Source organism: uncultured Amnibacterium sp. (assembly GCF_964245895.1).
Lineage (GTDB): Bacteria > Actinomycetota > Actinomycetes > Actinomycetales > Microbacteriaceae > Amnibacterium.
Map to the genome: position 1 here is coordinate 22809 of NZ_CAXTOQ010000014.1, position 12419 is coordinate 35227.

The 12419-nt window shown below is 74.1% G+C and carries 17 protein-coding genes; 15 read left to right on the forward strand and 2 right to left on the reverse strand.

The genetic code is table 11. From position 1 onward, the window contains the following. The first annotated feature begins 35 nt into the window (after positions 1-35). From rpsP to trmD, 4 genes are read left to right on the forward strand one after another with little or no spacing between them, the layout of a single operon-like run. The gene (gene rpsP, locus ACFE60_RS03830) at positions 36-506 is read left to right on the forward strand and encodes a 30S ribosomal protein S16 (RefSeq protein ID WP_375387511.1); all 471 of its coding nucleotides are present in this window, start codon (positions 36-38) and stop codon (positions 504-506) included. Between the two features lie 2 nt (positions 507-508). Continuing rightward, positions 509-745, forward strand: a complete 237-nt coding sequence (locus ACFE60_RS03835) for an RNA-binding protein (protein ID WP_375387512.1) — start codon at positions 509-511, stop codon at positions 743-745. Next, positions 745-1359: a ribosome maturation factor RimM gene (gene rimM / locus ACFE60_RS03840; protein WP_375387513.1), complete on the forward strand. Its 615-nt coding sequence runs from the start codon at positions 745-747 to the stop codon at positions 1357-1359. Before ACFE60_RS03835 ends, rimM begins: the two co-directional genes overlap by 1 nt. Positions 1360-1361: 2 nt before the next feature. Then, the gene (trmD, locus tag ACFE60_RS03845; protein WP_375387514.1) at positions 1362-2051 is read left to right on the forward strand and encodes a tRNA (guanosine(37)-N1)-methyltransferase TrmD; all 690 of its coding nucleotides are present in this window, start codon (positions 1362-1364) and stop codon (positions 2049-2051) included. Positions 2052-2156: 105 nt separating this feature from the next. Here the strand turns inward: trmD and map are convergent, their stop codons facing one another. Then, positions 2157-2924, reverse strand: a complete 768-nt coding sequence (gene map, locus ACFE60_RS03850; protein WP_375387515.1) for a type I methionyl aminopeptidase — start codon at positions 2922-2924, stop codon at positions 2157-2159. Between the two features lie 131 nt (positions 2925-3055). Here map and ACFE60_RS03855 point away from each other — a divergent pair, with 131 nt between their 5' ends. The 9 genes from ACFE60_RS03855 to dprA all read left to right on the forward strand — a co-directional run bounded on the left by ACFE60_RS03855 (position 3056) and on the right by dprA (position 9726). Further along, positions 3056-3526 (forward strand): hypothetical protein, encoded by a 471-nt coding sequence (locus ACFE60_RS03855; protein WP_375387516.1) that lies wholly within the window; start codon positions 3056-3058, stop codon positions 3524-3526. 167 nt (positions 3527-3693) lie between these two features. After that, a complete protein-coding gene (gene rplS / locus ACFE60_RS03860) occupies positions 3694-4044 on the forward strand; it encodes a 50S ribosomal protein L19 (protein WP_375387517.1) in 351 nt (116 codons plus the stop codon). Positions 4045-4125: 81 nt separating this feature from the next. Beyond that, entirely contained in the window at positions 4126-4866 is a 741-nt protein-coding gene (lepB, locus tag ACFE60_RS03865) for a signal peptidase I (RefSeq protein WP_375387518.1), read from the forward strand. Further along, positions 4863-5555 carry a ribonuclease HII gene (locus ACFE60_RS03870; protein ID WP_375387519.1) on the forward strand — a complete coding sequence of 231 codons (693 nt, stop codon included), beginning with the start codon at positions 4863-4865 and terminating at the stop codon, positions 5553-5555. The genes lepB and ACFE60_RS03870 overlap by 4 nt, the downstream gene beginning before the upstream one ends. Before the next feature lie 12 nt (positions 5556-5567). Then, complete coding sequence (locus ACFE60_RS03875; protein ID WP_297344813.1) at positions 5568-5891, forward strand: DUF2469 domain-containing protein; 324 nt, start codon at positions 5568-5570, stop codon at positions 5889-5891. Between the two features lie 218 nt (positions 5892-6109). Next, entirely contained in the window at positions 6110-6523 is a 414-nt protein-coding gene (locus ACFE60_RS03880) for a nitroreductase/quinone reductase family protein (protein WP_375387520.1), read from the forward strand. A 127-nt stretch (positions 6524-6650) separates the two neighbouring features. Continuing rightward, complete coding sequence (locus ACFE60_RS03885) at positions 6651-7010, forward strand: YraN family protein (RefSeq protein ID WP_375387521.1); 360 nt, start codon at positions 6651-6653, stop codon at positions 7008-7010. Further along, a complete protein-coding gene (locus ACFE60_RS03890; protein ID WP_375387522.1) occupies positions 7007-8554 on the forward strand; it encodes a YifB family Mg chelatase-like AAA ATPase in 1548 nt (515 codons plus the stop codon). The genes ACFE60_RS03885 and ACFE60_RS03890 overlap by 4 nt, the downstream gene beginning before the upstream one ends. Beyond that, complete coding sequence (gene dprA, locus ACFE60_RS03895; protein ID WP_375387523.1) at positions 8551-9726, forward strand: DNA-processing protein DprA; 1176 nt, start codon at positions 8551-8553, stop codon at positions 9724-9726. Before ACFE60_RS03890 ends, dprA begins: the two co-directional genes overlap by 4 nt. 428 nt (positions 9727-10154) lie before the next feature. On the opposite strand, the gene ACFE60_RS03900 is transcribed toward dprA, so the two are convergent. Beyond that, positions 10155-10808, reverse strand: a complete 654-nt coding sequence (locus ACFE60_RS03900) for a hypothetical protein (RefSeq protein WP_375387524.1) — start codon at positions 10806-10808, stop codon at positions 10155-10157. A 112-nt stretch (positions 10809-10920) separates the two neighbouring features. Between ACFE60_RS03900 and ACFE60_RS03905 the strand changes: the two genes are divergently transcribed. Then, entirely contained in the window at positions 10921-11775 is an 855-nt protein-coding gene (locus tag ACFE60_RS03905; RefSeq protein ID WP_375387525.1) for a metallophosphoesterase, read from the forward strand. A gap of 102 nt (positions 11776-11877) precedes the next feature. Beyond that, positions 11878-12419: site-specific integrase (locus tag ACFE60_RS03910; RefSeq protein ID WP_375387526.1), on the forward strand; the 542-nt coding region annotated here is incomplete at its 3' end.

Below are 12419 nucleotides of genomic sequence, written 5' to 3' on the forward strand. Positions count from 1 at the left end.
GATCGCCTCCGCACTCGACAAGAGGAACGCTGACTGTGGCCGTCAAGATCCGCCTGAAGCGGCTCGGCAAGATCCGAGCCCCGTACTACCGCATCGTCGTCGCCGACTCGCGCACCAAGCGCGACGGTCGCGTCATCGAGGAGATCGGTCAGTACCACCCGACCGAGCACCCCTCCGTCATCAAGGTCGACTCGGACCGCGCGCAGTACTGGCTCGGCGTCGGCGCGCAGCCGACCGAGCAGGTCGCCGCGCTGCTGAAGCTCACGGGCGACTGGGGGCGCTTCAAGGGCGACAAGAACGCGAAGAGCACCGTCGAGGTCAAGGGCGAGAAGGCCGCGTTCGTACCCGAGAAGCGCAAGCCGGTCGTCGTCCGATCGAAGGCGTCCGTCAAGGACGCCGAGGCCGCAGCCGCGACGGACGCGGCCGCCGACCAGGTCCGCGTCGACGAGGCCGAGGCGTCCTCGACCGTCGAGCACGAGACCCCCGCGCAGGCCGAGAACTCCTGACCATGCTCGAATCCGCCCTCCTGCACCTCGTCAAGGGGATCGTCGACTCGCCGGACGACGTCCGCGTCGAGTCGCACGGCTCTCCCCGCGGCGAGGTGCTGGAGGTGCGGGTCGCGCCGGCGGACCTCGGCCGCGTGATCGGCCGGTCCGGCCGCACCGCGAAGGCCCTCCGCACGGTGATCGGCGCGCTCGCCGACGGGCGCCGGGTCCGCGTCGACGTCGTCGACGTCGACCGCTGATGCCGGACGGGCTCAACCGGTCCGCGCAGACGCAGCTCCGCGTGGGTCGGCTCACCAAGGCGCACGGCCTGAAGGGCGGGCTCAAGCTCGAGCTCTTCACCGACGACCCCGACCGGCGGTTCACCCCCGGTGCGACCTTCGCGCTGCAGGTGCCGGACTCCTCGCCGTGGCACGGCAAGCGCCTCGAGCTCGCCGAGTTGCGCTGGTACAACGGCATGCCCGTCGGCTTCTTCGCGGACGTCGCCGACCGGTCCGCCGCGGAGAGCCTGGTCAAGGCCATCCTCTGGGTCGACCAGGACCCGGACGAGGCCGCCGAGCCCGACGCCTGGTACGACCACCAGCTCGTCGGGCTGGAGGTCGTCCGCGACGGGCGCACCGTCGGCGTGATCGACCGGCTGGAGCACCTGCCCGCGCAGGACCTGCTCGTCGTCAAGGTCGGCGACGCCGAGGTGCTCGTCCCCTTCGTGAAGGCGATCGTGCCGGAGGTCGACGTGGAGGCGCGCCGCGTCGTCGTCACGCCGCCCGACGGGCTGTTCGAGCCGCTGCCGGACGAGCCCGACGACCCGCCGGCACCCATCTCCGGCGAGCAGGCCGAGCAGGCCGAGCAGGCCTGACCGTGCGGCTCGACGTCGTCACGATCTTCCCCGACTTCTTCGCCGCGCTCGACGTCTCCCTGCTCGGCAGGGCGCGCACCGCCGGGCTGCTCGACGTGCACGTCCACGACCTGCGGGACGCCGCGCACGACCGGCACCGCACCGTCGACGACACCCCGTACGGCGGCGGCGCCGGCATGGTGATGAAGCCGGAGCCCTGGGGCGAGACCCTGGACGCGCTGCTCGCCGACGACGACGACCCGGTCGTCGTCTTCCCCACGCCCGCGGGCACGCCGTTCGACCAGGCGACCGCTCGGCGGCTGGCGGGGGAGCGGCGCCTGATCCTCTGCTGCGGCCGCTACGAGGGCATCGACCAGCGCGTCGTCGACGACACCGCCGAGCGAGCGCGGGTGGAGGAGATCAGCCTCGGCGACTTCGTGCTGAACGGCGGGGAGGTCGCGGTGCTCGCGATCGTGGAGGCGGTCGGCCGGCTGGTGCCCGGCGTGATCGGCAACCCGCAGAGCCTCGCCGAGGAGAGCCACGAGGACGGCCTGCTCGAGTACCCCTCGTACACGAAGCCCGCGACCTGGCGCGGCCGCGAGGTGCCGCCGGTGCTCCGCTCCGGCGACCACGGCGCCGTCGCCCGCTGGCGCCACGAGCAGTCCCTGGCGCGCACCCGCCGGGTCCGCCCGGATCTCCTCCCGCCCGAGTGATCTCGCCGATCCGCATTTTCTTCGCGGATCCGCAATTCCTTGCCGACACGCCGCTGCAGTGCTCCGCCATGCGGCGCGTCGCGGAGGAACTGCGGAACGGCGAACCTAGCCGCGGGCGGTGAAGACGATCGGGTCGCCGTCGGTGATGGCGATCGTGTGCTCGCTGTGGGCGCCGCGGGAGCCGTCCTGGCTGCGCAGCGTCCAGCCGTCCGGGTCGGTCACGATGCGGTCGGTGGTCTCGAGCAGCCACGGCTCGATCGCGAGCACCAGTCCGGGGCGCAGCTTCAGCCCGCGGTGCGGCCGGCCGTCGTTCGGCACGTGCGGGTCGCCGTGCATCGTCCGCCCGACGCCGTGCCCGCCGAACTCGAGGTTCACGGCGTAGCCGGCAGCGCGGCAGACGTCCCCGATCGCGGCCGACACGTCGCCGAGCTTCATGCCGGACCTGGCGACGTCGATCGCCGCAGCGAGAGCGACCTGCGTCGTCGCGATCAGCCGCTCGTCAGCGGGTCGCGGAGTGCCGACGATCACGGTCACCGCGCTGTCGGAGACCCAGCCGTCCACGCTCGCCGCGAAGTCCAGGCTGACGACGTCGCCGTCCTGCAGGGCGTAGTCGAACGGCAGGCCGTGCAGCACCGCGTCGTTCACCGACGTGCACAGCACCTTCCCGAACGGCATCGCGCCGAACGACGGGTGGTAGTCGATGTAGCAGCTCTCGGCGCCGCGCTCCCGGATCATCGCGTGGGCGATGCCGTCGAGCTCGAGCAGGTTCGTGCCGACGGCGGCCTCGGCCGCCAGCCGCTCGAGCGCGGAGGCGACGAACCGGCCAGCCGGCCGCATCGCCTCGATCTCGGCGGGCGTGCGCAACTCGATCACCGGGTCTCCTCTTCGTCCGGACGACCCTAACCGGGCGCCGCACCGCGTCCGTCCCGTGCGGTTCCCGAGGACCTCCTATGCCTCCGGCGAACAGCGGGTCCGACCGCCTCCGCCGCCTCTACGATCGCGGCATGGCACTTCGTCGGGCGTTCTTCGCCTGGCAGTTCGCGGCCGCGGCCGTGCTGCCGATCTGGTTGCTGCTCGGGTACGCGGTCTGGGGCACCGGCGTCGCCGGGCTGTTCGGGATCCTGCTGCTCGTCCCCGTCGTGGTACTGGTCGAGCTGGGGCTCGCGCTGCTGTTCTCCGCCCGGGCGGGCGTGCGCCGCTCGCGCACCCTCGACCTCCCCGCGATCGGCGTGCTCGCGGCGTTCCAGGTCGGTGTGATCGGCGTGGGATTCTTCGGCCCTGCCACCGCGTGGTTCGGCCTGCTGGCCGTGGCCGCCGCGATCGGCGGGTTCTGGCTGGGCGGCGCGCTGCTGGTGCGCGACGTGCGCTCGCGGGTGGAGGCGACCATGGCCTCGTTCGGGCGTCCGCCGGCCGGCGCGCCCCGGTCGCCGATCGACGCGGGCGAGTACATCGTCATCAAGCCGGCCGCGCGCTGACGTCGGCCGCTGCGAAGGGCGGCGGGGCGATCTGTGCCATGATGGTCGACCGTGCCGCGGCCGTTCCTGCCGCTGGGGGACCTTCGTGAGTCTGCGGCACCGTCTCGCCCGGCGCTGATCCCAGCGCCTCTAACCGGGCCGGCCGGCGGCGCGCCCAAGGAGAAGTCATGAGCCAGCTGCTCGATGCGGTCGACGCCGCCAGCCTTCGCACCGACGTCCCGGACTTCCGTCCCGGTGACACCGTCCGCGTGCACGTGAACATCGTCGAGGGCACGCGCAGCCGCGTGCAGGTCTTCCAGGGCGCGGTCATCCGCCGCTCCGGCGCCGGCGTGCGCGAGACCTTCACCGTCCGCAAGGTCAGCTTCCAGGTGGGCGTCGAGCGCACCTTCCCGGTGCACTCCCCGGTGATCGATCACATCGAGATCGTCAGCCGCGGCGACGTGCGTCGCGCCAAGCTCTACTACCTGCGCGAGCTGCGCGGCAAGAAGGCGAAGATCAAGGAGAAGCGCGAGGGCTGAGCCCCGCGGCCGGCACGGCCCGTACACTTGCGCCGCGATCGACGGCAGCGTCGGCGGCGCGAGGGGGAGGTCGAACGCGACATGGTGCAGAGCCCGCCCCGAACCGTTCCAGGACGTGCAGGCGGGCGGCCGAACCGTGGCGCGTGGGGCTTCCTCCGCGACCTCGTGGTCATCGTGGTCGTGGCCGTGCTGGCCTCCTTCCTGATCAAGACCTTCCTGATCCGGTCGTTCTTCATCCCCTCCGAGTCGATGCAGAACACGCTGCAGGTCGGCGACCGCATCCTCGTGAACGAGCTGGTGCCCGGGGTCATCCCGCTGCAGCGCGGCGACGTCGTGGTCTTCAAGGACCCCGGCGGCTGGCTGAAGGGCGACTACACCCCGCCGCCGTCGAACCCGGTCGAGGCCGCAGGCGACTGGGTGCTGTCGCTGTTCGGGCTGTCCACCCAGGACGCGAACGACCACCTCGTCAAGCGGGTGATCGGCCTGCCGGGCGACCACGTCACCTGCTGCAACGCGCTCGGCCAGATGAGCGTCAACGGCACCCCGATCGACGAGCCCTACGTCGTCAAGCAGGCCGGCAGCTCCGCCGTCTCCGGGGTGCCCTTCGACATCACCGTGAAGAAGGACAGCCTCTGGGTGATGGGCGACAACCGCTACAACTCCGAGGACTCGCGGTTCCATCCGGACACCCCGACCAAGGGCTTCGTGCCGATCTCCGACGTGGTCGGCCGCGCGTTCGTCGTGTCCTGGCCGGTCTCGAGCTGGTCCTGGCTGTCGGACTACCCGGAGACCTTCGCGGGGGTCCGCGCGAGCAGCAGGTGACCGCCGGCCGCCCGCCCGGGCTGTCGACGGAGCGCGCCCTGCTCGCCTCCGGCGCGACCCTGGTCATCGGCTGCGACGAGGTGGGCCGCGGCGCCATCGCGGGTCCGGTCGGGGTGGGGGTCGCCGTGCTCGATCCGGCGCGCAAGCGGATCCCCTCCGGCCTGCGCGACTCGAAGCTGCTGCCCGAGCCCGACCGCGTCGCCCTCGCGCCGCGCGTGCGCGCCTGGGCGGCCGCCTCCGCCGTCGGCCTCGCCGGCAACGACGAGATCGATGCCGTCGGCATCTCGGCCTGCCTGGGCGCCGCGGGCGCCCGGGCTCTCGGGGGGCTGATCGCGCTCGGGGTCGGGCTCGGCGGCGCCGTCGTGCTGCTCGACGGCAACTGGGACTGGCTGACGCCCGGCCTGGTCGCGGCCGGGCTGCCGGTGCTGCCCCAGGTCGTCACCCGGATCAAGGCCGACCGCGACTGCGCCGCCGTGTCCGCGGCGTCGGTCGTCGCGAAGGTGCACCGCGACTCGCTGATGATCGAGCGGCACGACGTGCACCCGATCTACGGCTGGCGCAGCAACAAGGGCTACGCCTCCCGCTCCCACTACGCCGCGATCGACGAGCACGGTCCCTGCGACCTGCACCGGACGACCTGGCTGCACGCGGTGCGCGGATCCGCAGCGGCGGCCGTGGACGAAACGTAGGATCGTCGCCTGATGGACGACGACGAGATCGAGGACTACGACCGCGAGGTCGAGCTTGCGCTCTACCGCGAGTACCGGGACGTGGTGAGCCAGTTCAAGTACGTCGTCGAGACGGAGCGCCGCTTCTACCTCGCGAACGAGGTCGAGCTGACGCGGCGCGACACCGAGCACGACTTCTACTTCGAGCTGCAGATGCACGACGTGTGGGTGTGGGACGTCTACCGCGCCGACCGCTTCGTGAAGAGCGTGCGGGTGCTGACGTTCAAGGACGTCAACGTGGAGGAGCTGTCCGCGAAGGAGCTGGAGCTGCCGCAGGAGCTCGCCCTCGACGAGTGACGCGCCAGCGGCGCTCGTCGGGGGGCGAGCGACCGTCAGGAACTGCCTCGCCCTCGACGAGTGACGCGGATCCGGATCCGTCTCGCGGATCCGGACCGACGCGGCGACACGCCGGGCGCCCAGCCCTCCAGACCGGCGAGTTGCGAGTTCCATCCGGATCCGCGCGCGAGGCGCCCGGCCTGTTCCCCGCCGTGCGGGGAGGGGGCAGAGTGCTGCGCATGGACATGGCAGCGTTCAACGCCGAGGTGATCCGGGCCTACCGCGCCGGTGAGCCGATCCAGGGCATGCATCGCGACCGCCTGGTGCTGCTCACCACCACGGGCCGGCACTCGGGCGAGGCCCGCACCGCGCCGATGATGTTCGTCGACTTCGACGGCGATCCGCTCGTGGTCGCGAGCGCCGACGGGGCGGCGGACCACCCGTCGTGGCTGCTGAACCTGCGGCAGGACCCGCACGTGACGGTCGAGACGCCCGACGGCGCCAGCACGGCGGCGGTGGCGGAGGAGCTGGCCGGCGAGGAGCGCGACGTCGCCTGGGCGGACCTCGTCGATGGCTTCCCGTTCTTCGCCGAGCACCAGCAGCGCGCCGGGGATCGCGTGATCCCGCTGGTGCGCCTCCGCACCGCCGGATGACCTGCGGGCGGCCCACCCGCGCCCGGAGCCGGCGATCCGCTCCTCCCCAGACGCGGGATCGTGCCGATCCCGGATCCGGCCGAGGATCCGGCCCAGCAGCCGCAGCCCGGCCGCCAGGGTCGACGCCGTGGCGCAGAAGGACGACCTCGGCAGACGGGGCGAGCAGCAGGCGGCGGCGTATCTGACGTCGCTCGGATACCGGATCCTGGACCGCAACTGGCGGTGCCCGACCGGGGAGATCGACATCGTCGCGATGGACCGGGGCGAGCTGGTCGTCGTGGAGGTGAAGACCCGCAGCACGCTCGCCTACGGCGACCCGCTCGAGGCGGTCACCGACGCGAAGCTGACCCGGCTCTGCGTGCTCGCCGGCGCGTGGCGAAGGGCGCACCGGGGCGTCCGGGCGAACGGGACCCGCATCGACCTCGTCGGCGTGCTGCTGCCGCGCCACGCGGAGCCGGTCCTCGACCACCTCCGGGCCGCGGCATGAGCGGGCTCGTGCTCGCCACGACGGCCCGTACCACCGCGGTCGCCCTGGAGGGCCTCACCGGTCGCATGGTCGAGATCGAGGCGGCGCTCACGAACCAGACGCCGAACTTCCGGCTGGTCGGCCTGCCCGACACCGCGCTGCGGGAGGCGCAGGCGCGCGTGCGCAGCGCGGTCGAGCACTCCGGGTTCGAGATGCCGTCCCGGCACCTGACCGTCAACCTGTCCCCGGCCGCGGTGCCGAAGCACGGGTCCGGGTTCGATCTCGGCATCGCGGTCGCCGTCCTCGTGACCACCGGCGTCATCGCGCGGGAGGCGGTCGGCGACACGGTCTACCTGGGCGAGCTGGGGCTCGACGGCCGCCTCCGGCCCGTGCCGGGGGTGCTGCCTGCGGTCCGCGCCGCCGCCCGAGCCGGCAGGACGCGGGTCGTCGTGCCGTCCGGCAGCGCGCGGGAGGCGCAGCTGGTCGACGGCATCGAGGTCGTCGCCGTGCCGAGCCTGCGGACGCTCGCGATCCGGCACGGCGCGGACCTGGAGCCCGTCGACGTCGAGCCCGTGCCGGGACCGCCGGTCGTCCGCGAGCGGTCGTCGCACGCCGACCTCGCGGAGGTGGTGGGCAACGCGGAGGCGATCGAGGCGCTCGTCGTCGCGGCGGCGGGCGGGCACCACGTCCTCATGCTCGGACCGCCGGGGGCCGGCAAGACGATGCTCGCCACGCGGCTGCCCGGTCTGCTGCCGGACCTTGTGGGCGAGGCGGCGCTCGACGCCACCAGCATCGCCTCCCTCGCCGGCCGGGGCGTCGACCGGATGCGAGCGAGGCCGCCGTGGCAGGCGCCGCACCACACCGCGACGGAGGCCTCGATCATCGGCGGCGGCAGCGGGCGGATCCGTCCCGGCGCGGTGACCCGCGCGTCGGGCGGCGTCCTGTTCCTCGATGAAGCCCCGGAGTTCGCGCCCGCCGTGCTCGACTCGCTGCGGCAGCCGCTCGAGTCCGGCCGGGTCTCGGTGCACCGGGCGGCGGCACGGGCGGACTTCCCCGCGCGCTTCCAGCTGATCCTCGCGGCGAACCCGTGCCCGTGCGGGCAGTGGGGCTCGACCGACGGCCTGTGCACCTGCGCGCCGTCCGCTCGGCAGCGCTACCTCGGGCGCCTCTCCGGGCCGCTGCTCGACCGGATCGACATCCGGGTGCGGGTCGACCGGGTCACGGCGGCGCAGCTCGAGCTGGCGAGGGGGACGGCGGGCACCACCACGGCGACGGCGCGCCAGCGGGTCCTCGCGGCTCGGGCGCGGACCGCCTCCCGGCTGGTCGGCACGGCCTGGTCGGTCAACGCCGAGGTGCCGGGCAGCTGGCTCCGGCACCCCGATCACGAGCTCGCCGAGAACGCTCGAGCCCCGCTGGCGGCGGCGCTCGAGCGCCGGCTCGTCACCCTGCGCGGGCACGACAAGGTGCTCCGCCTCGCTTGGACGCTCGCGGACCTGTCGGGTCTCGAGCGACCGGGCCGGGCGGAGGTCGGGCGCGCCCTCACGATGCGGAGCCCGGACGCATGATCGGGTCGCTGCTGTCGGCGCAGGCGCTCACCGACCTGCTCGTCCCGCTCCGTCCGCGCGGCGACGTGGGCGACCAGGAGGCGGTGTTCGCGGCGGGCGCCTGGACGTCGATCGTCGAGCCCGGCGACGGGTCGGCGGGCGCGCTCGTCGGGGTCGTCGGCGCCGCGGCGGCCCTCGACGCCCTCCGGCGCGACCTCCTCCCCGTCCCGAACCCGGAGCTGCGGGCCGCGTTCGACCGGTGGCGTCCCCGCCTCGACGAGCAGGTGCTGCTCCGCGCGTTCCGCAACGCGGCGCAGATCGGCGCCCGGCTGCTCGTCCCGGGCGACGCCGACTGGCCTGCCGGCCTCGACGACCTGCAGGTGCACGCGCCGCAGGCGCTGTGGGCGCTCGCGCCCAGCGGACCGCTGCCGCGGTTCGAGCGGTCGGTCGCGATCGTCGGCTCGCGGTCGTCGACGGCCTACGGGGAGCGGGTGACCACCGACGTCGCGTTCGGTCTCGCGCAGCAGGGGTTCGCGGTCGTCTCGGGCGCCGCGATCGGCATCGACGGCGTCGCGCACCGCAGCGCCCTCGCCGCGGGCGGGCTGACCGTCGCGGTGCTGGCGGGCGGCCTCGACCGGCTGTACCCGGCGAAGCACGTCGACCTGCTGCACCGCATCGCGGCGGACGGCGTCGTGCTCGCCGAGCTGCCGTGCGGCGCACGGCCGATGCAGGACCGGTTCCTGAAGCGGAACCGGCTGATCGCGGCCATGTCGCGGGCGACGGTGGTGGTGGAGGCGGCGCTGCGCTCGGGCGCAGCCAACACGGCGGCGCACGCCGCGCAGCTGGGGCGGCCGCTCGGGGCCGTTCCCGGCTCGGTCTACTCGGCCGCCTCGGCGGGGACCCACCGGCTGATCCGCGAGTTCGACGCCGTCCTGGTGCAGAACGCGGCGGAGGTCGCTCAGCTGGCGAGGGATCCGGACGCCGCGGTCACGCTCGACGGCGTCGAGGCGCTGCTGAAGCCGGACGACCCGAACGAGCGGCGGGTGCTGCAGGTGCTGTCGAGGCGTCCGCGCACGACGCTCGAGGTCGCCGGGCGGGCGGGCCTGAGCCTCGCCGACACGGGCGCCGCGCTGGGCATGCTCGCCCTAGCGGGCGCAGCGGCCGAGGGCCCCTCCGGGTGGGGGAGGGCGTAGACCCCGGGCGGTCGCCGTGACCGATGGACCACGGCGGCCGGCCGGCGGGCCGGCGTGCGAACGGCACCCCTCCCAGCTCACTGCAGTTCCGTCCTTCAGGAGTTCTGGCCGAGGGAGCACGACCGGCACTCCTGGACGCAGTGCTTGAGGCCCCGCCTCGGGTGGCCGCGGCGCGTCCCGGGCGCTCCCGGCCCGGCCCGCCTCGCGAACCGTCTCGGACGCTTCCGGCCCACGCCGGTCGTCCATGCCGCCCGCCCCGGGCGGAACATGTTCGTCCCACCCCCCCCGTCGGGTGGACATCGCCAGCGATGCCGGCGGTGCGGTGCCGGATGCAGGAGATGGTGACGGGTGCAGGACGGATCGGCGCAATCGGTCCTGCATCCGGCACCGCGTCCTGCACACGGCACGCGCAGCGGCGCGGGCGAGGCTCAGACGCTTGCGACGACCGGCTCGGGCTCGTGCTCGGGCTGCGCCGCGCGCAGGGTCAGGCCGCCGAGGTCCTCGGCCAGGACCTGCAGGTCGGCGGTGATCTCCGCGCGGATCGCCGCGTCGTCGACGAGCAGCTCGATCGCGAGCCCCCGCAGCCGGGAGAACGAGCTCAGCACCGTGATGCGGACGTAGCCGTAGCGGTGCACGAGCTGCCGGACGGTCCCGGAGCGCTCCGACTCGCTGCTGCTGCGCAGGCCGTCTGCGGTGACGGGCGAGCCGTCCTCCTCCGCGAACGCGCGCGAGGTCAGCCATGTGGCGACCTGCTCCTCGTCGAGGGGCAGCGAGGTCCAGCGCTCCTCTGGGTACTCGCGCGCGAGCTCGAGGTGGCGGGCGGTGCCGTCGGGCACCGGATCGGCGACCGCAGGCCCCGACCGTGTCGCGCGCCGCCGGCGGATCCCGCTGCGCAGCAGCAGGATCGAGCCGACCAGCCCGAGCAGCGGGACGAGCGCGCCGACGGCGGTACCGACGGCGTAGGGGCCGATGACGCCGGCGCCGACCATCGAGGCGATCGCGAGGACGTTCCGCACGGCGCCCGCGCCGAGCACCACGATCAGCACGGTCGCGACGACCACCCGCACCAGCCCGGAACGCACGGTCCGAGCATAGGAATCGGCGTCGGACGGCGACATTCCCGCGAAGACGGGTCATCGCGACGGAAGGAGCAGCGGTGAGGGAGGCGTCGGACCGGGTCGCTACCGTCGTCCCGTGACCAGGGAACCGATCGCCACCCACCGCATCGGGCACGTGAGCGACAGCCACTTCACCGCCTCCGACCTGATGCACGGGACGGTCCGGGTCGCGGCCACGTACTCCGCGGCGCTCGCCGCGCTCGAGGGCAGCGGCATCGCGCTGGACGCGCTCGTGCACACCGGCGACGTGGCCGACGACGGCGAGCCGCAGGCGTACCTCGCGGCCGGGACGGTGACCCGGGAGACCACGGCGCGCACCGGCTGGCCGGTGCTCTGGGCCGTCGGCAACCACGATGTGCGGGCCGCGATGGCCGAGCACCTCCTGGGTGAGCCCCCGACGGAGGAGCCCCTCGACCGCGTCGTCGAGGTGGCCGGGCTGCGGCTCGTGTCCCTCGACACCTCCATCCCGCAGCACGTCGAGGGCGGCATCGATCCGTCGCAGGCCGACTGGCTGCGATCCGTGCTGTCGGAGCCCGCCGAGCACGGCACCGTGCTCGCGCTGCACCACCCGCCGCTGCCGGTCGAGGTCACCGCCATGGCCCGCCTGCACCTGACCGGTCAGGACCGGCTGGCCGCCGCGCTGGCCGGCAGCGACGTCCGCGCGATCCTCGGCGGCCACCTGCACTACGCGACCAGCAGCTCCTTCGCGGGCGTGCCCGTGCACGTCGCGCCGTCCACCGCCTACACGATCCGCCTCACGCGCCCGGCTGGCGGTGTCATCGCAGTCGACGGCGCCCGGGCGGCAGGCGTGCTGTCGCTGTACGACGACGGCCGGGTCGGCTACTCCGCGCTGCCCGCCGATCCGCAGCAGGTGCTGGCCTCCACCGCCGAGGAGGTCTTCCTCACGATGGGCGTCGACGTCGAGCACTGAACCGACGGACCCTGGACCGGCGACGGGCACCGACCCATGGCCCGGCGCGGTCCGTCGGTGGGTCGCGGGACCGCGCGCCTCCCGGTGCCGCACCCTGGTGCCATGCGGATGACGGAGGCGGTGGCGGCGCACCGCGCGCACCTCGAGCACGAGCGCGCCTACTCCCCGAACACGATCGACGCGTACGGCGCCGACCTGGCGGACCTCGTGCGGTTCGCCGGTGCGCAGCAGCTCGACGACGTCGGCGGCCTGGACCTCGAGCTGCTGCGCGACTGGCTCTACGAGGGCACGCAGAGGCACCTGGCTCGCGCGACGATCGCGCGCCGGGCGGCCGCGGCCCGCAGCCTCACCGCCTGGCTGCACCGCACGGGCCGCCTCCCCGCCGACCCGGGCGCCCGCCTCCGCGCGCCGAAGGCGCAGAGCCGCCTGCCCCGCGTGATCGGCGGCGAGCAGATGCGGGACCTCTTCGCCGGGCTGGAGGCGCGAGCGGCGGAGGGGGACCCGTCGGCGCTGCGGGACCTCGCGCTGCTCGAGCTGATCTACGGGTCGGCGCTGCGGGTGTCGGAGGCCTGCGGCGTCGACGTCGACGACGTGGACCTGTCCGCGCTCACCGTCCGCGTGACCGGCAAGGGGTCCAAGGACCG

Coding starts and splice junctions, on each gene's coding strand:
- ACFE60_RS03835 (WP_375387512.1), top strand. CDS start 509: ATGCTCGAATCCGCCCTCCTGCACCTCGTCAAGGGGATCGTCGACTCG.
- rimM (WP_375387513.1), top strand. CDS start 745: ATGCCGGACGGGCTCAACCGGTCCGCGCAGACGCAGCTCCGCGTGGGT.
- ACFE60_RS03855 (WP_375387516.1), top strand. CDS start 3,056: ATGGCACTTCGTCGGGCGTTCTTCGCCTGGCAGTTCGCGGCCGCGGCC.
- rplS (WP_375387517.1), top strand. CDS start 3,694: ATGAGCCAGCTGCTCGATGCGGTCGACGCCGCCAGCCTTCGCACCGAC.
- lepB (WP_375387518.1), top strand. CDS start 4,126: ATGGTGCAGAGCCCGCCCCGAACCGTTCCAGGACGTGCAGGCGGGCGG.
- ACFE60_RS03875 (WP_297344813.1), top strand. CDS start 5,568: ATGGACGACGACGAGATCGAGGACTACGACCGCGAGGTCGAGCTTGCG.
- ACFE60_RS03880 (WP_375387520.1), top strand. CDS start 6,110: ATGGACATGGCAGCGTTCAACGCCGAGGTGATCCGGGCCTACCGCGCC.
- ACFE60_RS03890 (WP_375387522.1), top strand. CDS start 7,007: ATGAGCGGGCTCGTGCTCGCCACGACGGCCCGTACCACCGCGGTCGCC.
- dprA (WP_375387523.1), top strand. CDS start 8,551: ATGATCGGGTCGCTGCTGTCGGCGCAGGCGCTCACCGACCTGCTCGTC.